The 21,503-nt window shown below is 68.5% G+C and carries 24 protein-coding genes; 9 read left to right on the top strand and 15 right to left on the bottom strand.

Going from position 1 to position 21,503, the window contains the following annotated elements:
* Window positions 1–2: 2 nt before the first annotated feature.
* From ACZ5GH_RS11150 to ACZ5GH_RS11200, 11 genes are all read right to left on the bottom strand, one after another.
* Window positions 3–1,097: a hypothetical protein gene (locus ACZ5GH_RS11150; RefSeq protein WP_464334119.1), complete on the bottom strand. Its 1,095-nt coding sequence runs from the start codon at window positions 1,095–1,097 to the stop codon at window positions 3–5.
* The gene (locus ACZ5GH_RS11155) at window positions 1,097–2,023 is read right to left on the bottom strand and encodes a hypothetical protein (protein WP_464334120.1); all 927 of its coding nucleotides are present in this window, start codon (window positions 2,021–2,023) and stop codon (window positions 1,097–1,099) included. The genes ACZ5GH_RS11150 and ACZ5GH_RS11155 overlap by 1 nt, the downstream gene beginning before the upstream one ends.
* A gap of 26 nt (window positions 2,024–2,049) precedes the next feature.
* Window positions 2,050–2,958, bottom strand: a complete 909-nt coding sequence (locus ACZ5GH_RS11160; protein ID WP_464334121.1) for a phage tail family protein — start codon at window positions 2,956–2,958, stop codon at window positions 2,050–2,052.
* On the bottom strand, window positions 2,958–7,139 hold the full coding sequence (locus ACZ5GH_RS11165) for a phage tail tape measure protein (RefSeq protein WP_464334122.1): 4,182 nt from the start codon (window positions 7,137–7,139) through the stop codon (window positions 2,958–2,960). Before ACZ5GH_RS11165 ends, ACZ5GH_RS11160 begins: the two co-directional genes overlap by 1 nt.
* Window positions 7,140–7,149: 10 nt before the next feature.
* On the bottom strand, window positions 7,150–7,452 hold the full coding sequence (locus tag ACZ5GH_RS11170) for a hypothetical protein (protein WP_464334123.1): 303 nt from the start codon (window positions 7,450–7,452) through the stop codon (window positions 7,150–7,152).
* 26 nt (window positions 7,453–7,478) lie between these two features.
* Complete coding sequence (locus tag ACZ5GH_RS11175) at window positions 7,479–8,087, bottom strand: hypothetical protein (RefSeq protein WP_464334124.1); 609 nt, start codon at window positions 8,085–8,087, stop codon at window positions 7,479–7,481.
* Window positions 8,088–8,097: 10 nt separating this feature from the next.
* Window positions 8,098–8,589, bottom strand: a complete 492-nt coding sequence (locus tag ACZ5GH_RS11180) for a phage tail tube protein (RefSeq protein WP_464334125.1) — start codon at window positions 8,587–8,589, stop codon at window positions 8,098–8,100.
* Window positions 8,590–8,763: 174 nt separating this feature from the next.
* The gene (locus ACZ5GH_RS11185) at window positions 8,764–9,201 is read right to left on the bottom strand and encodes a hypothetical protein (protein WP_464334126.1); all 438 of its coding nucleotides are present in this window, start codon (window positions 9,199–9,201) and stop codon (window positions 8,764–8,766) included.
* Entirely contained in the window at window positions 9,202–9,474 is a 273-nt protein-coding gene (locus ACZ5GH_RS11190; RefSeq protein ID WP_464334127.1) for a hypothetical protein, read from the bottom strand. It lies immediately after the preceding gene.
* Window positions 9,471–9,845, bottom strand: a complete 375-nt coding sequence (locus ACZ5GH_RS11195; RefSeq protein WP_464334128.1) for a hypothetical protein — start codon at window positions 9,843–9,845, stop codon at window positions 9,471–9,473. Before ACZ5GH_RS11195 ends, ACZ5GH_RS11190 begins: the two co-directional genes overlap by 4 nt.
* Window positions 9,846–9,874: 29 nt before the next feature.
* Complete coding sequence (locus ACZ5GH_RS11200; RefSeq protein WP_464334129.1) at window positions 9,875–10,282, bottom strand: hypothetical protein; 408 nt, start codon at window positions 10,280–10,282, stop codon at window positions 9,875–9,877.
* 273 nt (window positions 10,283–10,555) lie between these two features.
* On the opposite strand from ACZ5GH_RS11200, the gene ACZ5GH_RS11205 reads away from it, so the two are divergent.
* Window positions 10,556–11,779 (top strand): NucA/NucB deoxyribonuclease domain-containing protein, encoded by a 1,224-nt coding sequence (locus ACZ5GH_RS11205; RefSeq protein WP_464334130.1) that lies wholly within the window; start codon window positions 10,556–10,558, stop codon window positions 11,777–11,779.
* Window positions 11,780–12,785: 1,006 nt separating this feature from the next.
* Window positions 12,786–13,427, top strand: coding sequence for a GIY-YIG nuclease family protein (locus ACZ5GH_RS11210; RefSeq protein WP_464334131.1), 642 nt, complete (start codon window positions 12,786–12,788; stop codon window positions 13,425–13,427).
* A 159-nt stretch (window positions 13,428–13,586) separates the two neighbouring features.
* Here the strand turns inward: ACZ5GH_RS11210 and ACZ5GH_RS11215 are convergent, their stop codons facing one another.
* Window positions 13,587–14,963, bottom strand: coding sequence for an IS1380 family transposase (locus ACZ5GH_RS11215; RefSeq protein WP_464334132.1), 1,377 nt, complete (start codon window positions 14,961–14,963; stop codon window positions 13,587–13,589).
* Window positions 14,964–15,429: 466 nt separating this feature from the next.
* Between ACZ5GH_RS11215 and ACZ5GH_RS11220 the strand changes: the two genes are divergently transcribed.
* The gene (locus ACZ5GH_RS11220; protein ID WP_464334133.1) at window positions 15,430–16,314 is read left to right on the top strand and encodes a hypothetical protein; all 885 of its coding nucleotides are present in this window, start codon (window positions 15,430–15,432) and stop codon (window positions 16,312–16,314) included.
* A gap of 40 nt (window positions 16,315–16,354) precedes the next feature.
* Here ACZ5GH_RS11220 and ACZ5GH_RS11225 read toward each other — a convergent pair whose 3' ends face one another.
* A complete protein-coding gene (locus tag ACZ5GH_RS11225; RefSeq protein ID WP_464334134.1) occupies window positions 16,355–16,576 on the bottom strand; it encodes a hypothetical protein in 222 nt (73 codons plus the stop codon).
* 46 nt (window positions 16,577–16,622) lie between these two features.
* Here ACZ5GH_RS11225 and ACZ5GH_RS11230 point away from each other — a divergent pair, with 46 nt between their 5' ends.
* A complete protein-coding gene (locus tag ACZ5GH_RS11230) occupies window positions 16,623–17,234 on the top strand; it encodes a hypothetical protein (RefSeq protein ID WP_464334135.1) in 612 nt (203 codons plus the stop codon).
* A gap of 338 nt (window positions 17,235–17,572) precedes the next feature.
* On the opposite strand, the gene ACZ5GH_RS11235 is transcribed toward ACZ5GH_RS11230, so the two are convergent.
* On the bottom strand, window positions 17,573–17,995 hold the full coding sequence (locus ACZ5GH_RS11235) for a DUF6093 family protein (protein WP_464334136.1): 423 nt from the start codon (window positions 17,993–17,995) through the stop codon (window positions 17,573–17,575).
* Entirely contained in the window at window positions 17,992–18,441 is a 450-nt protein-coding gene (locus tag ACZ5GH_RS11240; RefSeq protein ID WP_464334137.1) for a DUF6093 family protein, read from the bottom strand. The genes ACZ5GH_RS11235 and ACZ5GH_RS11240 overlap by 4 nt, the downstream gene beginning before the upstream one ends.
* A 190-nt stretch (window positions 18,442–18,631) precedes the next feature.
* Between ACZ5GH_RS11240 and ACZ5GH_RS11245 the strand changes: the two genes are divergently transcribed.
* Genes ACZ5GH_RS11245 through ACZ5GH_RS11265 form a run of 5 tightly spaced genes read left to right on the top strand, consistent with a single transcriptional unit; the run spans window position 18,632 to window position 21,483 of the window.
* Window positions 18,632–19,321, top strand: coding sequence for a WXG100-like domain-containing protein (locus ACZ5GH_RS11245; RefSeq protein ID WP_464334138.1), 690 nt, complete (start codon window positions 18,632–18,634; stop codon window positions 19,319–19,321).
* Entirely contained in the window at window positions 19,302–20,093 is a 792-nt protein-coding gene (locus tag ACZ5GH_RS11250; RefSeq protein ID WP_464334139.1) for a hypothetical protein, read from the top strand. The genes ACZ5GH_RS11245 and ACZ5GH_RS11250 overlap by 20 nt, the downstream gene beginning before the upstream one ends.
* A complete protein-coding gene (locus tag ACZ5GH_RS11255) occupies window positions 20,084–20,626 on the top strand; it encodes a hypothetical protein (protein WP_464334140.1) in 543 nt (180 codons plus the stop codon). Before ACZ5GH_RS11250 ends, ACZ5GH_RS11255 begins: the two co-directional genes overlap by 10 nt.
* A 36-nt stretch (window positions 20,627–20,662) precedes the next feature.
* The gene (locus tag ACZ5GH_RS11260) at window positions 20,663–21,208 is read left to right on the top strand and encodes an SUKH-4 family immunity protein (protein ID WP_464334141.1); all 546 of its coding nucleotides are present in this window, start codon (window positions 20,663–20,665) and stop codon (window positions 21,206–21,208) included.
* Window positions 21,209–21,252: 44 nt separating this feature from the next.
* Window positions 21,253–21,483: a hypothetical protein gene (locus tag ACZ5GH_RS11265; protein WP_464334142.1), complete on the top strand. Its 231-nt coding sequence runs from the start codon at window positions 21,253–21,255 to the stop codon at window positions 21,481–21,483.
* The last annotated feature ends 20 nt before the right edge of the window (window positions 21,484–21,503 follow it).

Below are 21,503 nucleotides of genomic sequence, written 5' to 3' on the forward strand. Positions count from 1 at the left end.
GTTCAGGCTCCGGTCGTGTAGGCGCGGTCGAGGCGCAGCGTGGCGGTTTCGGGCTGGTCGCCTTCGGCGGGGCGCAGTGTCCAGCCGGTGATGCGGCACCAGCCGGCGAAGTCGGCCCACTGGTCGTGGAGGGTGACCTGCACGTCGTCGCCGATCCGCCAGGAGCCGATCGGCGCGGCGGGGTGGTCGACGACGGTGATCTCCTCGACGGTGGCGAGCTGCTGGCGGCGGGCTCGTTCGGCGCGGGCGATCTGCGCGAGAGCGGCGGGGTCGGTGACCGAGGGCCGGTCGAGGACGTGTTCGAGACGCAGTCGACCGTCGCGGACCGCGTCCACCGCCCGGACCTTCGCCGAGCCGTCGCCGGCGCCCAGGGCGATGACGACCTGCGCGTAGTCGTCGGCGCTGCTGGTGATCGGCTCTGGCTCGATGACGTTGACGCCGGAAGCGAAGTGCAGGTCGGTGCGGCGCGTGCCCAGGCGGGGCCAGGCGACGAGGATGTGCCGTCCGGGCCGTTCCCCTTCCCAGGCGACGGTCTCCGTCCACTCCGGGCCGCCGTCGAGGGCGGTGGCGTCCCGGATCACCCCGGACAGGGCCGGGGCTTCCCACTCCTTGGTGGTGTAGGGGTGTTCGGCGTCGCCCAGGCGGGCGGGGCAGCCGCCGGGCGGCAGGTCGACGCGCACGCCCAGGTCGCCGTCGGGCTGCTCCTGGAGGTAGGCCCAGGTGTCGGCGATGACCTGGCACGGGTCGGCGCCGGTGTAGGGGCCGCGGCCACCGAGGTTGCCGTGCAGGTCGTGCCGCCGGGTCAGGTAGGCACCGAACCCGGCGGCCTCCAGCTGGAGGGCAGGGCCCTCGGGCTTCGCTGACCAGATCTGGCCGCCCCATACGAGTTGCTGGTCGCGCACCGCCCACGCCAGTACGGTGCCGGCCTCCGCCTGCGCGGGTGCCAGGTGCGCGAACCGGGGGTCGAGGGTGGCGCACAACTGGCCGGGCCCATTGCGTTCGTAGCCGAACGCGACGCCGGACAGCGGCAGGTCCCACGCGAGGACCTCGCCCGTGAGGGCGTGGGTCGTGAAGTACCGGTAGACGGCTCCGGGCATCAGTAGGTGCTCTCCACGAAGTCGACGGCGGCGTGCATCACTGTCGTTCCTGTGAGGGCCACGTTGCCGCTCGTGTCGAGCCGGATGGCCTGGACGGCGAGGGACTGCGTGGTGCCGCGCTGGTCTTCCCGGAACCGGTAGCGGTCCACGATGGTGATGGACTCCCGCGACACCACCGTCAGGGCGTCGGTGTCGAGATAGGAATCCGAACCCGGGCCGCCGCCGAGCACGTTCCGGAAGCCGACATTCACCGATCCTGCTACGCGCAGGCCGTGGAGGCTGGTGGTGACAGATGCTTCCGTGGCCCAGGACGGGATGTCGATGTCGACCTTCGCACCGGCGGACGCCGGCCAGTCCTGCCAGGTCGCCATCCCGGGGACCGAGGAGTCGTCGAACCCGAGGACGGTGCGGACCTGGTGCTGCTGGCGGGGGTTGGCGATCCGGCGCAGGTCGGTGATCATCGCGTCGGTGATCGTCTGGCAGTTCGGCGGCTGGGTGATCCTGGCCAGCGGAATCGCGGTCATGCCGGGCGGCGGCGCGTCGGTGTTCAGCGAGACACCGGGGATGACGTGGAAGTAGCCGACCTCGTCCTTCGCGGGGTCCCGCGAGCCTTCGTACTCGGGGTCTTCGATTCGCAGGCACAGGAGATCGGTTCGGCCGGTGGCGCCGGTCGGGGCGATCGGCACGAGGTGGTCGCCGGTGTTGGCCTGCGTGTAGGAGCCCTGGCCCCAGGTCGCGCCCGCGATGATCGCGGAGCCGTTGCCGACGCGCACGCCGGGCCCTGGGGTGGTGGTGGAGCGGACCTTGAGGTCGCCGCCCAGGGTGATGCCCTGGGAGCCGTTGGACAGGTCCTTCACCATCATGCGAAGGGCGCGTGCCGGGTGGGTGCCGCCCGTGATCATCAGGGGCGGCTGGATGAGCGTCATTGCTTGGTCTGCTTCCGTGCGAGGGGTTACAGGGAGGAGGAGGCGTCGCGCCAGGTGAGGGCGAGGCGAGATGTGCCGGTGGCGTCCTGAGCGGTCCAGCGGACCTCGGAGCGGCCCGGGCCGATGGCGAAGGCGTCGAGGCGGCTCGCTCGGGTGAGGGCTCCGGCGGCGGACCCGAGACCGTTGCGGATCACGGTGCGGATGCCGGGCCGAGTTTCGATGTCGATCGTCTCGCCGTCACCGAGGACGACGGCCAACTCCAAGGTGGCGTCCGCCCCTTCGATCCACACCTTCGGGTTGACGACGGGGCCGGTGATGCGGACCGAAGGCCATGTGGGCCGGTTGCCGGTGTTGAGGGCCCAGCCGGGCCGGGCCTTCGGGTCGGCGGTGCCGGTGGTCATCGGGGCGCGCAGCGGCGCGCCGAAGCCCTGGCCGCGATGGGCGGACACGTCGAGCCCCAGGTTCAGGCCGGACGGGGTGTCGGCGTACCAGGCCGGGTCGAGCGCCACGAAGGTGACGTGGATGGGGATCCAGCCGTGCACGGCGTCGGCGAGGCTGACGGCTTCGACGCCGGCCAGGCGCCCGTACTGGCGGCGTACCGGCTGGCCGGGCCTGCGGATGCGCAGCATGTCGAAGGCGCCCGGGGTGAGGCGAACCGTGGTGTCGGCGGCCCGCTCCAGTTCGGCGAGCCGGTCGAGCGCCGCGCCGGGGTTGCCGGGGGTGCGGATGCCCGCGGTGATGCGCAGGGTGCGCGGAGCGTAGGTGTCCCGGCCCGGGTAGTTGCCGTCTTCTCCGGCTATGGGCCGGTCCCCGGTGCGCCGTTCCGGGGTGCCGATGCCGTCGATGTCCTCGATGAGCACGTCGGTGCCGTGGCCGATGAGGACGCCTCCGACGTCGATCTGCCAGTCGGCCAGCTGGGTGGTGTCGGTGGCCATCAGGCGCGACCTCCCCGCTGGAGGTGGCGCACTCGGCGCATCACCGCGTCGGCGACCTGTTCGCCGCTGACGTTGGCGCCGGTGACGCTGATCGTCATCGAGCCGACCAGCGGCGCCGGGGCGTTGTCCCGCACGAGGACGGCCGTCGCGGCGGCCGGGCGGGCGGGGACGAGCTTCGTCGCGGCGGGCCGGGACGTCCGCGCGATGTGCGCGGTGGCGATGCCGCCGTCAGCGAAGTGCCGCTGCTCGCCGTACAAGACGGTGCCGCCGAACCGGCGGGCGGTCTCCTCCAGGATCGCCTTGGAGCGGGCACGCTTCGCCGGGGCGAGGGGGATGTAGCTCTCCCCCAAAGTCTCCGGCTCCGCCATCACCCGCCAGGTGCCAGCGGGGACGATCTCCGCGACATGGTTCTCCGGGCCACGCGGAGCCCGAAGCCGCCCGTCGCGAATGCCGCCGTTGGCGTAGAACTCGACGATGCCGCCGTCCGCCTGGACCGCCGCGAACGGCGAGTCCCAGGCGCCGCCGTTGAAGTTGGCCGCACCCTTCGGAGAGAGGATCACCGGGATGTCGATCCTCGACGGGGCGTTGACGTTGACGCTGATGGTCTTCGAGCCGGGGATGGACTTCACCGACGCGCCGATGGAGTTCAGCTGCGCCTCGACGGCCGCCATGTCTCCGGACAGCAGCGCGGAGGTGAGGGCCTGCGCGGCCGCGGCGCCCTTCTGCTGGGACACCTGCGCGATCAGTGTCAGCATCGACGACCATTCGGCGTTCGCCGCACCGCCCGCGGTTTTGAACGCCCCGATCACGGCGGACAGGTCGGGGGCGTCGATCGGCTGCTTGGCGCCCCAAATCGTTTTGATCATGTCCATCGCGGCGTTGATGTCGCCTGCGAGCAGCGCCTGAGCGAACGCCTTCGCGCTGTCGAGGCCCTTGAGGCCGGCGATCTGGGTGACCAGGTCGAGGCCGGTGGACAGTTCGGTGCGGGAGGCCTCCGCTCCGGCCCGCGCGGCGTTCGTCATGTCGGTGACGGCCATCTGCTGCATCAGGCGGCCGAACGCGGCGACGTCGTCGGTCTCCGCCGCGCTGGCCCACGCCCTGGCCGTGTCCTTGCCATACTTCTCGGCGATCATCGGGACCTGCTCCAGGCCTGCCCGGTAGGCGTTGGTGGAGCGGGCGGCGCCCTCGGTGACGATCGACTCGAGCTCGTCGGCGACCTGCGTCTGCCCGTTCTTCAGCTGGCCGACGAGCTCGGCGAGCATCCCGGAGCTGGCGACCCCGAGCTTGCTGAAGTGATCGGCGAGGTCGAGGCGACCTTGGACGGCAAGCTCGGACAGGTTCTTCTGGAAGTCGCGCTGCGCCTGGAGCTGGCGGCGCATCTCCCCCATGTAGTCGTCCAGCCCTGCCTTGGCGACCTGGGTCAGCTCGGTGAGCTGCTGCGCGGCTCCGGTCTTCCCGGCCTTGAGGTTGGCGACGAGTTCGTGCGCCATGCCGGCGCTGGCGTCGCCCAGCTTCGCGAAGTGGTCGGCGAGCGGCCCGAAGCCCGCAGAGGTCAGCTCTTCCAGGTCCCGCTGGAAGCCCTTCTGGGCTCCGGCCTGCTCGGTAAGGGCCTTGATGTAGCCGGATGCCGAGGTCTTGGCGAGGTCGAGCTGCATGGCACCGGCACGGCTGGACGAGGCGACGCGGTCCTGCGCGGCTTTGAACGCGTCGGCGGGTTCGACGATGGAGGCCATGACCTTGGCCATGTTCTTCATCTCGTCGGTCCACTTGGGCGTGCCGTTCTTGTCGGTCGGCAGCGCCATCGACGGCGACCACACGTCGAGGTTGGCCTGCACCGACGCCTTGACCTTGGCGTTGACGACGTCCATGGCGGTGGCCTGCTCAGCGTCGGCCTTGATCGCGTCGGACCAGGACTGGCGCCGGTCGCTGAGGATCTTCTTCGCCTTGTCGAAGCTGGCGTCGTACCCGCCGAGGTCGGGGTTCCACGACTTCGCCTTCGCCAGGTCCAGCTTGTCGTTGAGCTGGGCGAGCTTGTCGCCGCCGCTCATGAGACCGTCGATGACCTCGGTCATCTCCAGCCCGGCGGCTTTCAGCTTCTTCATGTCGTCGGAGTTCGCGAGGGACTGCGCGAGGGCACGCATGCCCGCGCCGACGTCGTGCTGCTCCCGTTCGGCGCGCAGTGCCTGGGTGAGGTCGTCGGTGACGGCCTTCGCTTTCTGCTTCGACGAGGAGTAGGCGGCGTAGCCGAGCACGCCCAGGGCGAGGACTCCGGTGAGGCCGGTGACGGCCAGGCTGGTGCCGCGCAGGATCGCGGGCAGCATGGAGCCGCCGGCCTGCGCTTCGGTGACGGCGGTGCGGAACGCCGTGAGCTGGGTGGACAGTTGGGCGATCCCGGCGCGGGTGACCAGGGCGACGGCGCCGAGCGCCACGAGGACGCCGATCGTGGACTTCACCCCGGGCGGCAGGGAGTTGAAGGCGTTGGCGACGATCGACGCGTCCTCGGCAAGGGCCTGGAGTACGGGCAGCAGGACTCGAGCGATGTCCATGCCCAGCGCGGCGGCCCGGTTTCGGAACAGGTCCCACTGACCGGCGGTGGTGTTCATCTGGATCGCGTAGGCGCGCTGGGTGGCGTCCGCGCGGTTCACCGCGATGGCGATGCCCTCGTAGGTGTCGGCGTAGTTCCGGCCGTCGGCAGCGGCCAAGGCCAGAACGGCGCGGACAGCTCTGATGTCCTTGAACAGGTTGACCGTTGCCTCGGCTTGGCCTCCGGTCGCCGCGTTGACCTTGCCCATGACGGCGTACAGGCCGTCCTGCTGGATGGCGCTGGCCGCAGACTCGTAGCCGAGGCTTTTGAAGAGCCCGCCCAGTTCCTTCGTCGGCTTCATGAGCCTGGTCATCAGCATGTTCAGGCTGGTGGCGGACTCGGCCGCGGGGATGCCCGCCAGGGTGATCGCCGCGAGGGCAGCGGACACGTCCTCGAAGGAAACGCCTGCAGCGGCGGCCATCGGGACGACATCGCCGAGCTGCATGCTCAGCTCTTCGAACGAAATGACACCCTTATTGACGGTTTCGAACATAATGTCCATCACGTCGGTGGCCTTCGACGCGGGCATGCCGTACGCCTTCAGGACGCCCAGCAGGCCCGTCGCGGCGGTCTCCGTACTGGTCAGACCGGCGGAGGCACCCATCGCCGACACCCGCAGGATCCCCATGGCCTCCGCGCCGTCGAACCCGGTCGACACGATCTGATACAGGCCCTGCGCCAACTGGCTCGCGGTCTGCGGAAGTTCGGTCGACATCCGCACGATCTCGTCCGTGAACGCGCGAACGTTCCGGCCGTCGATCTGCTCACTGATCGTGAGGACGTTGGCCATCTCCCGCTCCAGGCGGATCGCCCCGACAGCGCCGGCGGCCAGCACCGCGCCGAGGGCGAACCCGCCGGCGACCCAGCCGGACATTCGGGACGCCGTGGCGGCCTGCGCGGCCGCGACGGCCTCGGTCTGAGCGCGGCCGACCTCGGCGGCGGCCACAGCAGCACGCCTCGCGGCCTGCTCCTCGGTGGCGGCGAGCGAGGTGCGGGCCTGCGCCGCGGCGACCCCGGCCTGCGCCGCGGTGGCGCTAGTGCGCTCGGCCAGCCCGGCGGCACGGGCGGCACTCTCCTGAGCGGCGGCGACCCGGGCCGCCTGCACCGCCTGCGCTTCGGCGGCGCGGGCCGCGGACGCGGAAGCGGCTTCGGAGGTGCGCTGCGCCGCGACGGCGCCCGCGCCGGTGGCGGCCTGGGCGCGGGCGGCCATCGTCTGCGCGACTTCCTGGGCGCGGATCGCCCGGGTCGTCGCCTCGATCGCCGCCGCGTGCTCGGCCTCGGCGCGGGCGGCGGCCTGGGAGGCCACCACCTGGGCGCGGCCGGCACGCTCGGCGGCGGCGGTCGCCGCCTGCTGCGCAGCCGCGGAGCGTTCCGTGGCCTCCCGGACGGCGGCCTGGGAGACGGCGGCCTGCTGCGCGGCAGCGACCTGGGCGCGGCCGAGCCGGGCCGCGGCCGCCTCAACCCGCTCCAACTCGGTTCTTGTCGAAGCGAGTTGGCCGTCGAACTGCCTGAGCTGCTGCGCGCCGCCGCGCAGCCCAGCGGTCAACTGCGGGAACGAAGCCTGCAGCTGGACGTAGAGGGTGTAGGCGCCGGACACCCGGCTGCTCCTAACTGGACTGTTTGATCAGCCCGATGCGCACCCCGCGCCCCTCGGCCCCTTCCGGGACCTGCTCCGACTCCATCTCGATCAACTCGCAGCCCAGGCAGCGGCTGGTCTGCGCCACGTAGGCGTGCCGGTTACCGCCCTGCTGCTCGTCCCACTCGGCGCTCCGCGTGCCGCACCCACCGCACACGTCGCGCTGCCACGCGGCCCACGCCAGCGCCTTCGCCCGGTCCAGCGCGCTCCACCGGCCGTCACCCGCTCCCATCAGCTGCGAGTGCGGGATCCGGTAGGCCTCGCACAGCTCCATCTCCGCGCGAAGCTGCGGGTCGGCCTCTAGCCTTTTCCCAGGTCAACCCGGATCTGCTGGTTGACGGCGAGCGCCCCGGTGAACAGCACCTTCGCGTCGGAATCGGACCATTCGTCCAGCAGGACCTGGGCGTCCTCCACCGTCATCCCGTCAACCTCGGCGCCGGTCTCATCCCGCTCGACGTGGGACGCGGCGACCAACGCAGCCGGGAACGTCTCGACGTTGTACTGCATGCCGTGATCGGCCTGCTCCTCCGTCGGCGCGTGCGCCTTGAGCAGCGCCTCCCACGCCGGCCTCGGCAGCGCCCGGAACGTCAGCGATACGGTGGCGTCGGCGAGGGCCTGCTCGGCAGTCGCCAGGACCGAGCGGGCGATGACGACCTGCGGGTGCGCCTCCGTGAAGGCGTCCACCGCGGCATCGTCGACGCCCTGACCGGCTGCGGCGGTGCGGGCCGCCGCGCGGGCCTGCGCCACCTTCATCTGCGCGTCGGTGACGGCGAGCTGCGCCGCGTCGTCGTCGCAGACGGACACCGTGCGCTCCGGTAGGGCCCGCGAACGGAGCCGGGCCATCTTGGCGCGCCAGTGCGCGTCCCGGGCGACCGCCTGAACGGGCGGTTCCACCGTGGTGGTCGTCATCGCCCGCCCCTCAGCCCGCGGCGGCGGCCGGAACCGGCGCGTCGAGGGTCGGCAGGTCGCTGATGCTGAACGAGACCTTGAACTTCGCGGCCTCGGCGCCGGCGCTGTACGACGGCGCGCGGCTGCCCACCCGCACCGGGAAGACGTCCAGGCTCTTGGACTGGGGGACATCGCCCTTGCGGAGGATGCAGACGTAGCCGACGGTGTCCTTCGAGAGCAGGGTCTCGATGGCGTCACCGCTCAGGTCCTCGTAGAAGGTCAGGGAGCTGTTCGCGGCCTTGTCCTCACCCGGGATGGAGGTCGCGAACTTCGCGCCGAGGTCCGGGGTTTCGATCGGGGAGTTCTCCAGGCTCCAGCCTTCGATGTCGGACACCTGCCGGGACAGGTCGGTGCCCGCGGTCAGCTCCTGGCGGGTCGGGATGTTAGTCGCCGCCGCAATCGTGCGGACAAAAACTATCTTGGTGATGCCGCGGCGCATGTACCGCTGCTGCGTGGATGCCACGCTGGACTCGCATTTCCGGGGACACGATCACCCGGAAAGCGTGCGCCGCCGGAGACCCGTCCCCTCGTCGCACCACCCGACTTCGGGGCGGCGGAAGGGAGTCGGCCCGTACCGGTGGTCGGGCGTCCGTGCGGGGGTCTCCACGGTGAGATGCCGCCGAAGCCGGCGGCGGGTTCAGCTGTCAGGTGTCGTCACGTGCAGCAGGAACCGCGAGATGTAACTGTATACGCCGTTGGCGACGGACTGCCCGTCCTCCTTGTCGATCTCCCGGCCGATGACGGCGTGCCCGGCCGGGGCGATGGGCGTCGCGAAGCCGCCCTTCGGGCTCGCGCCCAGGACCGCCGTCCGGACCTTGTCGGCCATCCACTCCGCCTGCTCGCCGGTCGTCGCGACCGAGGTCACCTGGTACAGGAGCCTGCCGTCACCGGCCTGGTCGCCGAACGGCGGCCCGGATGCGGTCCCGCCCAGCGGATACAGCACCGTGTACGGGATCGCGTTGCCCGTCGGCTTGTCGGCCGCCGTCGGCGCCGCCCCGTACCCGCAGCTACGGCCGGTCGCCGCGGCTATCGCGTCCCGCAGCGCCGTCGACACCACTCGTCCCTGAACCGGCATCTACTCGTCCTCCTCTTCGTCTTCTCCCGCGTCGTCGCCCAGCCGGCACGCCGTGATCTGCCCGGCCAGGTCGAGGTCGGCGTAGCGCAGCATCCCGGCCCGGTCCCACACCGGCATGTCCACCGGCGACGTCTCCAGATACAAGCCCAGCTCCCCCGACTCCTCGTTCACGACCTCCAACAGGAACACCGCCCGGGACAGCAGCCCGGCGCCCTGCGCCCGCAGCACCCCGGCCACGGCCCGGTGGATGTCGTCGGTCAGCGGCCGGTTCATCCCGACACCACCGCCTGCGCGACCCGCGCCATCGAGGCGAGGAACAGCGGCTCGACACGCTGCACAGCTGGGCCAACGTGCGGAAGCGGTGGCTGGTGGTACACCCGGCCGAGGCTGTCCGCCCCGGAGAAGCCGTACTCCAGACGCGGGCCCTGCGGGCGGGCGGTTCCGACGACGGCTTCCACGCCGGTGGGGGTGGCGTGGACCTCCGTCGTCCAGGAGCGCCGGTAGTCGCCGGTCTGAACTCCCGGGCCCGGGCGCCCCGACGCGCCGGCGCGGATCGCGGTCTCCAGAATCATCGCGTGATGCCGCACCACCGCAGTCGCCGCAGGCAAAGCGACGGCGGCCCGCGACTCCAGCTGCGCGGCCAACGCACCAGCGTTGCTGGCTACCTGGGCCATCAGCCATTCACCGCCTCGTGCTCGCCGAACTGCCGCACTCCGAGAGCCCACTCGGTGAGTTGGGCGAGCAGCGCGCGGGTGAACTCGTGCGGACCGCCGTCGAGCAGGTCGTGCCGCGCGAGGACAGCACGCTCGGTCTCCACCGGATCGAGGGCGCGCAGGAACACGGCCGCCGAGGGGCCCGCGTCCGGGGCCTCGCCGACGACGACGCGCGCCGTGCCCTCCCACTCGGGCACGGCGGTCGGGCGCAGCAGCAGCTGGAGCTCCGGCAGCTGCCCGGCAATGTGCCGCAGCTCGTACGAGCGAACCTGGTCCGCGATGTCGTGACCGTCGATCTCCAAACGGGCGGTCGGGCCCGTGGCCTTGATGTGGAGATACGGCTGCTCAGGAAGGTTGATGGGAGTCATGGACTTGATCGTAGAAGCCGCGATGGACACCGCGCCCGCCACTGGCTGGCCTTCTCGGGCTCCCCCGTAAACCGGAGTGAAAGATTCACCAGAATGAGCGCAAGAGGTGCTTTTCGGAGGCAATTTGAGCAACATCCAGCCAGGTACAGACCGTCTATGCGCCGCCGACCCCATCGTCTGCCTACGGTCGTCCCCGAGAGCGGCGGATCTGTCCGCACTGGGCGCGACCGTCTATAGCGCCGCTCTGGGGGGTGAACCATGATTCTGCGTCGCGTGATCACGACGATCACCACGCTCGCTGCCCTTTGCACCATTGGAGTGGGCACCTCGGCTGCACAGCAGGAAAAAGGGGAAGTGCAAACTGCACCGGTCCTGAAGCCGGTCCGTCACGGATACCAGCCGGTACCTGGGCCCACCCAGGCCTTCGCCGCCGTAGCGCCGGAAGCCTGCGCAGCCCCTACTGAAGGGAGAACGTCGGCCTGCCTCACCCCGACCAGCCCGGATCACTTGCCGTCGATCGACGCTATAGCTTCGAAGGCCCTGGCGGCAGGCGGCACACCTATCCCTGAATGGTGCACCAAGAACGCCTTCAATGGGCGCCTCGCGACTCGCACCGAGGTATGCGAGATTGCCAGCCTGACCTACACCACCTCCAGGGAAATCAACGGTACGGTCACGAAAACCGGCGAGGCCTATCTCGTGACAACCAACTACCAATTCTCTGACACCGGACTCGACTACTGGGGTCACCAAATCCAGATCGGGGCCGCCGCCGGCTGGGGCGACGCTCTCAACGGCACCATCGAGGGCCTGGCCTACGCCAACGACATGTGCACCACCAAGAAATACGAATTCCCGGCACAGGGCATCTCGCCGGTTCAGACCACCCGGCTCGGAGAAGCATTCTTCGAGACCGTCGCTGTCGCCCCCGGCGCTATCGGCCACTGCACAACATCATGGCAGGTCACCGCACGCAACGCCGGATACAACGACACCACAACGACCTACCACAACGGCGACTTCCGGTGCGACAACGCGACCGCGGGAAACCCCCGTGTTGGGTGCGTCGTGCCGTGGTACGCCTCACCCGTGTTCTACAGCCGCTCGGCTACCCCGTCGCTGGCCAGCCACGTCGAGCAAGCCCAGACGTCCGGCCTGCCCGGCGCCACCTTCGACAACCCCCTGCACCGCACCACCAGCGAAACAATAATCAACACCAACCGGGACCTGGCCTGCGGTGATGCGCCCAGCATCACGGGGTACAGCTGCGACGAGTATCCACTCGCCTCAACCTACGAGGGGCTGAGCGCCGGGGGGACCCGCCGGACCTTCGACGGATGCAACTTCAACCTCCCTGCCGAGACAGGCCTCGTAGGCGTCAGCGTCTGCATGATCCCTGCAACTGAGAACAACTCCCAGGGCGGGACCATGTCACAGTTCTACCGCTCGGAGCGTGTTCTCGACTTTGATCCTTACCGGGTCATAGTCACGAGCTGACTACCGCTGTGAGGCTGTCCGCGGCACAGCTGGAACGCGCCGCGGACAGCCCCTGATCTGATCCATCCGCCACACCCATCAAAAGCACGTAGGCTGAAAGCACTACGTCATGACGGGAGTTGCGATGTCGATGGACTGGTTTCGCGTCCGAGCGGTCGACCACTCGATCAACGTGTCGGACAACGGTTGGATCCCAGTAGACACATCGGACTACTCCACCGGCTTGATCATCCAGATGTCCGCTGGCGCACGGATCTGCACCGGGATCGACACCGGGCCAGTCCGAGTCCAGGCATCAACGCACAACGCCCGACCGCAACTACCAACCGGCATGAACGATGCCTGGTCAGAGATCGTTGAGGCCAGCGTCTTCTCTCCACAAGGCAACCTACGAGTGGACTCCCCTGCCGACGGGCCGATCCCCGGTCTCCCTACCCTCAGCTCATCCGGCCCCGGCTGGTACCGGATGCGGGTATGCGCCCGAGGCCGCGACACGGCATTCGACCAAGTCCGCGAGGAGCCTGTCGAGGACTACCTCCTCATGGCGTGGCCCGAAGACCCGTCACCAGCAGTAATTCTTCAGTCGAAGGACCAGTGCGGACTGGGCCTGCGAGCTTCAGCCTCAACCACGACGCCCACACTCGCGCCCCCGGAAGCCGAACACGCTGCAGCAGTCGCCGCCCAGCAGGACCACCGGGCGGCGCTCAGGCGCAGACTCCAGGACGCCTTTGCCCCTTCCGATCGCCCCTCGGCCGCAGAGTTCAATAAAACGTCCCCGACCACGCTTCAAGAGCCTGCCGCTCCCCCGGCCAACTGGCGGCCAGGTCGGTAAGCTAGCTCTCACCCCATTTGTGACATTGAAGTAGTCGCCAGGATACAGGCCGGGGCCGCCTCCAAGGAGACTTGCCGGATCGCGGCGCGGGGTCTCGGCGAGACCGCGGACATCCCTCCGCTTGATTCCTGCGATCCGCCAGACACAGGGCGGTAAACCGGAGAGAATCAGGTCATGAGCCAATTACCACCGCTCTCACTGGAGCTTGAGAGGCAGCGCATCGAGTACTTGCAGCTTCTCCGCGCCGGGAGGCTCTCGCCGCACTCGCTTCCAGCGGTGGCATCCGCGGTGGAGAGGGCTGTCCTCGCACGCGCATGGGCTCGGACCCGGGATCCCGTCGAGGGCATTGGGAGCCGGATCTACGTCCTCTCCGTGGCAGGGACACACGGGCGAGTCAAAGTCGGAAGAGCGAGCAACGTCCGGGACCGCATTGCCACTCATTTGAATGAATACCATTGCAACGGCCATGGGCTCGTCGATGCGTGGATTTCAAATCCGCTGTTCAATGCCGTCCACATAGAGGCAGCCATGCACAAGATCATGAGAATTATCCACCGGCCGAGCTACCGGCGGGAAGAGTATCCGGACGGCAACTTCGACCGCGTTTGCTCACTCGCAGCCGACTTGGATGTGAAGCACAGTCTCACTGAAGAGCAGATTGAATTTCACCGATGGGAACAGCAGGAGCGTAAAAAGAAGGCGAGCGAAGAGCTCCTTCATGAATTGAGCGGCAAATCGGGCATTCCGTCGACCTTGGTGAAGTCGCCGGAGACCGTCCACAGTCGAGGGGCTGGCGGCGGTGCAACGACCGACTAGCCTCGATCTTTCGTGACGGTCCGTCGGTTCGCCGGCGGGCCGTTTCGGTTTGTGAGGCTGGTGGTGGGCATGCGGATTGCCCGACTGTCGCGCCGGGTGAGCGCCGGGTTCCACGGCTCCGGGTGGTGGGGCTGGTCGTCGGGATGGGGTTACCGCTGGTCAGCCGGGGTTCGGCAGGGCCTGCAGGCGCTCGAACGCGGTGATGATCACGTCGGTCCAGGGCCAGTGGCGGGCGAGGCGGAGGTAGCGGCTGCGGCCGGTGGTGACGAGCTGGGCGGCGGCTGAGAACAGCCGCAGCCGTAGCCGCTTGGGTTCCCAGCGTCGTGGATCGCCGGTCAGGGCGAGCATCGGCATCCAGGCCAGCAGGTCGAGCGCGAGCTGGACGATCTCCAGCCAGACCCGGTTCTGCGCGGCGTCATGAAGGGGGAGGTTGCGCAGACCGGTAGCCCTGGCGGCGCGGATCCGGTCCTCGGCCCGGGCCCGCCGGCGGTGCCGAAGCTCCAGGGCGGCGATCGGGGTGCCGGTGGTGTTGGTGGCGAAGCAGGTCAGCCGCATCCCGTCGGCGTCGGTGAACCGCAACTGCGCTCCCGGGTGCGGTCGTTCCTTGCGCACGATCAGCCGCATCCCTGCCGGCCAGCCGCCCAGGGCGTCGCCGGCGAGTTCGGCGACCCAGGCGCCGTCGCGGACCTGCCCGTCGGGTTCGACCGCCGGCGTCCAGGCCGTGGCCGGCACCAGCAACACGGCCTGGTGGACGGCGTCGGTGATGGTCATGCCGACGGAGTAGGACAGCCATCGCCCGCGTGCGGCGAGCCAGTTCACGAACTCGTGGGTGCCGCCGCCGGAGTCCGTGCGGACGAGGGTGTGCCGTCCGCGCCGGTACTTCTTCGGCAGCTGGCCCAGCGCGAGCCGGGCGGCCTCGATGTGGTCGGCAGCGGTATTGCTGCCCGCGTTCCCTCGCCGCAGCAGACCCGCCACCGGCTCCCCGGACCCCGCCGCCCCGTGGTCGACGAACGCCATGAGCGGGTGATGGCCGTAGGTTTTCTTCCAGGTCGCGGCCGCTGCCTCCTTGTCGGAGTGCGCGATGACGAGCACCCCGTCGATGTCTACGACCACCTGCCCGTCCGCGTCCGGGGCCGCCTGCCCGGCCAGCTTCCACACCCGTTCGCGGACATCGGCCCGCGCCCGTCGGATCGCCGCGAGCGCACGGGGACCGGCCGAGGCCAGCGCGTCGACGAGCCGCGAGACGGTCGGATCGGAGGCGACCGGCCCGAACACGCCGGGCTCGGCCCGCAGCACGCCGACATCGGCCAGGCAGTCGCCGCCCAGGGCCACTGCAAGCGCGACATCCAGCAGGACCTTGCCCGGATCGTGCACCGCCCGGGGCTTGCGCCATGGCTCGAGCGCCTCGGATACCGCGGTATCGAGTCCGGACCTGCGGATCGTCTCCACCAGCAAGACCCCGCCGGCCTGGGAGACCACCCCGTTACCGCCACCCGAGACCCGGACACGCGGGTACGACCCGCTATGGTGACTCACCTGGGAAGTGCCTCCGACAGTGGCAGGAACAAGGACCTCGACAATTCTCATTCTTGCTGGTCAGAGGCACTTTCTACTTTCCTGACCACCCGTCGGACAGTCCGCTTCGTGCATCCCCTCCAGCACGCCAACAGTGGTGTACTGCGGCGGCAACACCGCCCACCAATCCCAGTCTGCGCCTAGCAATGCACGGTCCGCGACTGCAGGAGCGCAAGCACCGAGCGCCAACCGCACAGCACAATCAGACTGCCGTCGGCGCTCGCCCCGCAGGCGCTATTGCGCACTGCCTGAGATGCTGAAGAGGAATGGTGCCGATGATTGACACAACGCTTGCTGACACGGCGTGGGTGCGTCCCGGCCTGGCTAAAGCATCCAGGCTGATACCTGACTGCAACTTCGCGAACTCCACGTAGTCAAGCACCCGGCTGCCGGTCTGCAGAACCGTTCCAAGCGAGGTGCAATTCAAATGTCAACACTGTCCAACAGTCGCGCCTACGGCATTGACGAAGTCATGCAACTTGAGGCGTCGCTCGCAGCGTCCTTGCCTGAACCCGGGGCTGCCGAGACCGTCTGCACAGCGGCCCTGGATCGCCTCCAGGCTGACGCCAGCCGCCGGCAGACACAGTTCAAGCGCGATGCCGAGCTCTTGCGTCCCGTCGCGGACCGCTTGCTGGAGGTCCCGGGCCTGAAGGATGCTTCAGGCCCTATTCGCGCCGACCAAAGAAGCCGGATCGAGACCAAGGCTAAGACCATAACCTCCACCCCGGAATACCTTCCGGCACTCGAAGCGCAGTTCGACGGAAATACTAACTCTGCCGTGAAAACGCCGCCATACGATGGCCAGTTTATCAACACCGGGTCCCACTCGTTCGTCACCGCCCATGACGGACAGTTTGAGATGTCTTTGAATGGAATCGGACTTTCAACCTCGGCTGCCCTGACCATGGGATCATGGTTCTTCACTCCCGTCAACGACTTCGCCTTGCAGCTCACGACTAATATCTGGTTCAACCGAGACTGGCATCAGGATGCGATGGGCTTTGTGGCGCACAGTCATTTCTCGACCGTATTCATGATCTGGGACGACACCGTCAAGCAATTCCTTCCGACGTCCCCCGTGGGGCCGAGTTGGGACGACGGCGTGGGCTGGTTCGAATCTCACGGTGACCACAGAGAGAACGAGTGGGTCGTCGCCGAGACAACTTTCCCGGCCACGGCTGGCCACTGGTACTTCATTCAGGTGTCGCTCTCCGCTTCGGTCGACGCCGAACGCGGCCCCTTGGCTGAATCCGATTCACTGATTCATGTGTGGGGATTCGTTCCGTACCTGATGCTGGGCCCCTATCTCTAACCTCGATTCCTTCGTGACGGTCCATCGGTTCTCATGAGTTCTAGTGGCCCTTACGACGCCCCAGCTCAGGGATGCAGTGGAATTCGATATCCGTGCCCGCTCGGCCACCCAGGGGTAGGGCCGTTTCAAAGTCAATGCCGGATGGCCGCGCTCCTCCGGACAGGGCCAGCTTCCTGGCCTGCCTGCAATCCAAAGAATTAAGAAATTCGTCGATGCGCTGACTGTGCTCGCCGATGTCCGAAATGCCGAGAGCGATGCTCACGGGCACACCACGGATCAGGCCACGGGGCGGTCGGCGCGCGGAGTTGATGACCGCAATCAAGAACGGTGAGCAGTTCGACACGGAGTCCGGTCTGCCGGCGTCCGAGCTGCGGAAGAAGACCGAGGGAACCTGGTTCGAGCATGCGGTGAAGTTCGCGGAGGTGAAGTGGAAGGGTTCATCGGCGAAGAGCCGAGCGGCACGTGCTGACGCGCTCGCCACCATCACCCCCGCGCTCGTGACCGACCATCGGGGCGCTCCCGATCGCCGCGTGCTCCGCCGGGCGTTGTCCTGCTGGGCGTTCAACTTCTCGGAACACCAACCGGAACAGCCCGAGGAAATCAGGGAAGCCCTGGCCTGGCTGGAGCGGAAGTCCGTCCAGATCGGCCAGTTGGAGGACCCCGACACCATCCGGCGTGCTCTGGACGCTCTGTCGCAGTTGCCGAACGGGGTCCGCGACGGGGGTAGCGGCAGGGCGGCGTCGTTCAGGGGTTCTGTCCGGTTTGATCACGTGATGCCGAGGGTGGCGAGCGGTCGGGTGGGGTTCTGGGCCCACGACCATCTCTGCCGCCCGCCGGTGCGGGGCGAAGACAAGAGCGTCGGCGAGCGGCCAGGGCCGCGCGCCTTGATGGGCGTAAAGCCGCAAGAGTGCGCCAACTAGCCTGCCCTGCAAGGTTCCTAGGCGGGGCACTCCATCGGCTCTCACCCGCCGACGTCCCCGAATCCCCACGACTCCCCACGCAACCTGGCACGGCCACCCGCCTGAGAGACCACCCCGGCACCACCCGAGACCCGGACACGCGGGTACGACCCGCTGCGCTGACTCACCTGGGAAGTGCTTCCGACAGTGGCAGGAACAAGGACCTCAACAATCCTCATTCTTACTGGTCAGAGGCACTTTCTGAATTCCTGACCACCCGTCGGACAGCCGGCTTCGTGAAAGCGCGAGGCTAGCGCGCAGGCTGACGCACCGTTCGGCGCCAGTCTGCGTGCCAGGCTCTACGGCGCTACGACCTCGTCGAGGCGGGTGGTCCGGGCGACCTCCACGGTGCTGGCCTCCCCGGGGTCGAGGGCCTGCCAGGTCCGACCGACGGTGCCGGCCTCCGGCGACTTCGCGGCGACGACGGTCACCAGGTCGCCGCGCTGCGGCAGCGGCGCGGACAGCGGGATGACGAGCCCGTACCAGGAGGCGTTGTCCTCCAGCCACCGGCCGCCGACGAGGTGCTCGACCGCGGCAAGGCCGTGCGCGGACAGCACCGCGCCGGCGCCTTCCCAGACCATGGTCGTCGGAGTGGGCCCCACCAGCCCGGTGTCGATGTCCAGGACGGGGGTACCGGTCGGCCTACTGATCCGCACAGTGTCGACCATGACGGTGGTCTCCATGGTGTGGCGGACGACGTCGAGGGCCACGGGGGTGCTCACGCCGCCACGCCTCCGGCCTTCTCGATGCGCATCCAGGTCCGGCGGACCACCGACAGGCCGCCGGACTCCCCCGGGTCCAGCACCTTGAACACCCGGCCGACGGCGCCCGGGTCCGTGCTCTCCACGATCGTCACGGTGTCGCCCTCGGAGGCGACCGGCGCAGACAACGAGCTGAACAACAGGTAGCGGCCGTCGCCGTCATCCTTGTACGGCTGGCCTTCCAGGCGCAGCACGATCCCCGGCCCGCCGGAGGCACGGTGCAGGCCGGGGCCCTCGTACTTCACGACGTCGGGGCCCGGCACGTACTGGCCGGTGTTCGGGTCGAAGATCTGCGGGCCGGTCGAGCCGATCCGAATCTTCTCCGTCAGGAGCAGCCGCTCGACGATGGCGGCGACGCCGCCGGAATCGGGCATGGCGGTGCCGGGATCTGTGGTGGGGGTGGTCATGATCCGAGCCTAGGAACCGCGGCGGACACTGCCGGCGGACCGCCGCCCTCCCCACGGGGCCGGGCGAAGTGCCCTCCCGTACTGTTCGCTTGCCGACGGCAGGCTGGTAGCCTTCCGTTCGCGTAACTGCCACAGACAGTACTGCGGTGCGGCCCGGGGTCAGGGCCCAGCAACGCACGGGGGCGATCAGATGGGCGTAGTTCTTCCTGACGAGCTGGCCTGGCTCCTTGACCTTATCGGCGTCCACTGGCCGAACGTGGACGAGGACGACTTCAACGAGATGGCGACCGGTCTGCGCACCTTCGCCACCGAAGTCGACAACGGCCGCGCCGGTACAGTCGTCGCCGTCCAACGGATGCTCGCCGAGAACATCGGGCCCGCCACCAAGGCGTTCGAGGCGCACTGGAACAAGCTCAACGGCAAGCACCTGCATAACCTCGCCGAGGGTGCACGGATGCTGGCCACCGCCCTTGACGGTGTCGCCCTCGTGATCGCCGGCGCGAAGGGCGCCGCGATCGTGCAGTTGGGCATCCTCTCCGGTGAGGTGATCGCCGCTCAGGCAGCAGCGCCGCTCACCCTTGGCCTGTCGGAGTTCGGCGCCCTGGGCGCGACGCAGGTCACCCGGATCGCGGTGAAGAAGCTCCTCAAGGAGGCGGAGGAGCAGATCGTGGCCCAGCTCATGGAGGTCGCGAAGGCTCCGATCATGAACGCCCTCACGGGCATGGCGGCAGATCTCGCGATTCAAGCTGTCAGTATTTCCGCCGGCGCCCAGGACGGCGTGAATTGGAAATCTGTGGCCAGCTCAGGCGCCGAGGGCGCCAAGAACACTGATCTCGGCGCGGCAGTGACAGGGGGCGGGCATGACGGACATCCGGCATAACCACGAGGAGACCGCGCAACTCGCGCAGCGCATGGGCGCACACGCGGACCACCTTGAGACCACAGCCGGTGGACACACCCACCGCGTCACGAACAAGCTGAAGAAGGTCCGGGGAAAAGACCCGCTGGCAAACGCCGCAGCTAACGCCGCGGAACAGATCATGAATGTCATCCGGAAAGCCGAGAAAGACCTTCATCAGCATCTTCGGGTTGTCCAGCAGGGCCTGGAGCACACGTCGAGGAACCACCACCAGAACGACAAGCGGCTCGCCACTATGCTGGCCAACATTCACAACCGATCAGAAGCCCAGGTGGCGGCGCTCAGAGCGGACTCCAGCAGGGCCCAGGGGCCGGATCCGTCCAAGCCCCCGGTCACGGTGCCGATCCAGTGGAAGCCGGCGATGGACCGGTCCGCGTTCGCGTGGAAAGCCCAGAGCCTCGCCGGAGCCAGCCGAAGAGGCGAGACCTACCGGGCCACCTCAAAGGTGATGCGGGACACTGAAATCACAAAGCAGTACAAGGGCGCCCTGATTCACCTCATCCACAAGAACAATAAGGATAATCCCGAACTCGCCCAGAAGGCCGCCGATGTCGCCCACAAGATGCAGCCTGATCACGTGATCGACCTGCAAGCGGGTGGACGGGATCACTGGGAAAACCTTAGAATGCTCGAAAAAGAGACCAACTTCGACGTCGGAACTAAACAGCTCTGGCAAACCATCAGACCTGTCCCCGACGGAACACCGATCAAGATAAAAGTGAAATGGAAATGACGGACATCGCCAGCACGACGGCGCTACTGCGCAACGTCCTCGCCGAGCACCAGACAGACCTGGAACTGTGGGACCCCTCCATCCCCGCCGGCGCCGACGCCCACGCCATCCCCCAGGAGACCCCCCACGGCGTCGCCGAGCTGCTCCGCGCGTCCGACGGCCTCTACCTCGACCACTCCACGAGGCTGTTCGAAGCCAGCGAAATCATGGACCGGCAGTTCCCTGAAGGCCTGGAGGACGCCGAACTGCCCGACGGATCCTCCTTGGAGGACGCGTCTCGGTTCTTCTTCTTCGGCCTGGCCCGCGAGAACCCGCTGCTCGTCGACCGGGACGGGACCGTTTGGCGAATCCCCGACGACGGCTCCCTCTGGTACACCGGCTGCCGCCTGGAACAGATCGCGGGCAGCATCGACGAGTTCTTCCAGACCTGGGTAGCCTCCCCCCGCTTCCAAGACCTCGCCGGCCTCGACCCCGACGACCTGGACAACAGCCACTGGTACCAGCTGCTGCGACTCAGCGGCCTCGCCGCGTAACCTCTGCCTGAACCACCTGACCGCCCGAGGAGCACCGTGGCCACGCACGCAGAACTCGCGAAGCTGTTCAGCCCCCAAGGGGTGATCACGCTCCCCCGCGAGGAAGCCGTCCGGAACAACCTGCCGGACGCCGACGTCGACGCCCTCGCAGACGTCGGCCTGCCCGCCCACCTCGACGCCCTTTTCACGATCGACGTCACCGGCGAACCCCGTGCGTTCACCCTGGTCCCGATCGACACCGGCGACGCAGTCGTCAACGTGCTGTGCCTCGGCGGCCCCCCCGCCGCCGTCGACGGCCGATTCTGCCTCGACCTGGAGGACGGCTACGTCATCCTGCTCCAGCTCGGAGAGCAGCCCGCCGCCGAGATCGTCAACACCACGCTCGCGCAGTTCACCGATTTCCTGTACCGCATCGGCCTGCGCTACGAGCACCTCCACGGCAAGAGCGACGAAGACGCCGACCACTACACCCGCACACTCCGCGACTATCTCTTCCGCAAGGACCCCCAGGCCTTCGCCGCCGACGACACCTGGTGGAGCATGGTCTTCGACCACCTCCTCGGCAAGGACCTCCAGGCCTGAACCCCAAACCGGCCAACACGGCGCGCACAGCTAGCATCGGCGCCATGAGCAGCAGCGCCCCTTGCGCAGCAGCCGGCACATGGCCGGTGTGCGGCCACGAAGACCCGACCAGCCCCCGCGGCGGCCCGGGTGCCGGCCGTTGCGTGCGCCTGCCCGGGCACCGTGAACGCGCCGACGGCACCGGTCCGCTCATCCACCACGATGGCGTCCGCGAGTGGGAGCAGCAGCCCGACCAGCCGTGGTGGGCCGAACTCGGCCTCGGCGACGACGGCTGATCCCGCCTGCCGGGCGGACG

It is taken from the genome of Kitasatospora sp. Xyl93 (assembly GCF_055383135.1).

Coding starts and splice junctions, on each gene's coding strand:
- ACZ5GH_RS11150 (WP_464334119.1), bottom strand. CDS start 1,097: ATGCCCGGAGCCGTCTACCGGTACTTCACGACCCACGCCCTCACGGGC.
- ACZ5GH_RS11155 (WP_464334120.1), bottom strand. CDS start 2,023: ATGACGCTCATCCAGCCGCCCCTGATGATCACGGGCGGCACCCACCCG.
- ACZ5GH_RS11160 (WP_464334121.1), bottom strand. CDS start 2,958: ATGGCCACCGACACCACCCAGCTGGCCGACTGGCAGATCGACGTCGGA.
- ACZ5GH_RS11170 (WP_464334123.1), bottom strand. CDS start 7,452: ATGGAGCTGTGCGAGGCCTACCGGATCCCGCACTCGCAGCTGATGGGA.
- ACZ5GH_RS11175 (WP_464334124.1), bottom strand. CDS start 8,087: ATGACGACCACCACGGTGGAACCGCCCGTTCAGGCGGTCGCCCGGGAC.
- ACZ5GH_RS11185 (WP_464334126.1), bottom strand. CDS start 9,201: ATGCCGGTTCAGGGACGAGTGGTGTCGACGGCGCTGCGGGACGCGATA.
- ACZ5GH_RS11190 (WP_464334127.1), bottom strand. CDS start 9,474: ATGAACCGGCCGCTGACCGACGACATCCACCGGGCCGTGGCCGGGGTG.
- ACZ5GH_RS11200 (WP_464334129.1), bottom strand. CDS start 10,282: ATGACTCCCATCAACCTTCCTGAGCAGCCGTATCTCCACATCAAGGCC.
- ACZ5GH_RS11210 (WP_464334131.1), top strand. CDS start 12,786: ATGAGCCAATTACCACCGCTCTCACTGGAGCTTGAGAGGCAGCGCATC.
- ACZ5GH_RS11220 (WP_464334133.1), top strand. CDS start 15,430: ATGTCAACACTGTCCAACAGTCGCGCCTACGGCATTGACGAAGTCATG.
- ACZ5GH_RS11230 (WP_464334135.1), top strand. CDS start 16,623: ATGACCGCAATCAAGAACGGTGAGCAGTTCGACACGGAGTCCGGTCTG.
- ACZ5GH_RS11240 (WP_464334137.1), bottom strand. CDS start 18,441: ATGACCACCCCCACCACAGATCCCGGCACCGCCATGCCCGATTCCGGC.
- ACZ5GH_RS11245 (WP_464334138.1), top strand. CDS start 18,632: ATGGGCGTAGTTCTTCCTGACGAGCTGGCCTGGCTCCTTGACCTTATC.
- ACZ5GH_RS11250 (WP_464334139.1), top strand. CDS start 19,302: ATGACGGACATCCGGCATAACCACGAGGAGACCGCGCAACTCGCGCAG.
- ACZ5GH_RS11255 (WP_464334140.1), top strand. CDS start 20,084: ATGGAAATGACGGACATCGCCAGCACGACGGCGCTACTGCGCAACGTC.
- ACZ5GH_RS11265 (WP_464334142.1), top strand. CDS start 21,253: ATGAGCAGCAGCGCCCCTTGCGCAGCAGCCGGCACATGGCCGGTGTGC.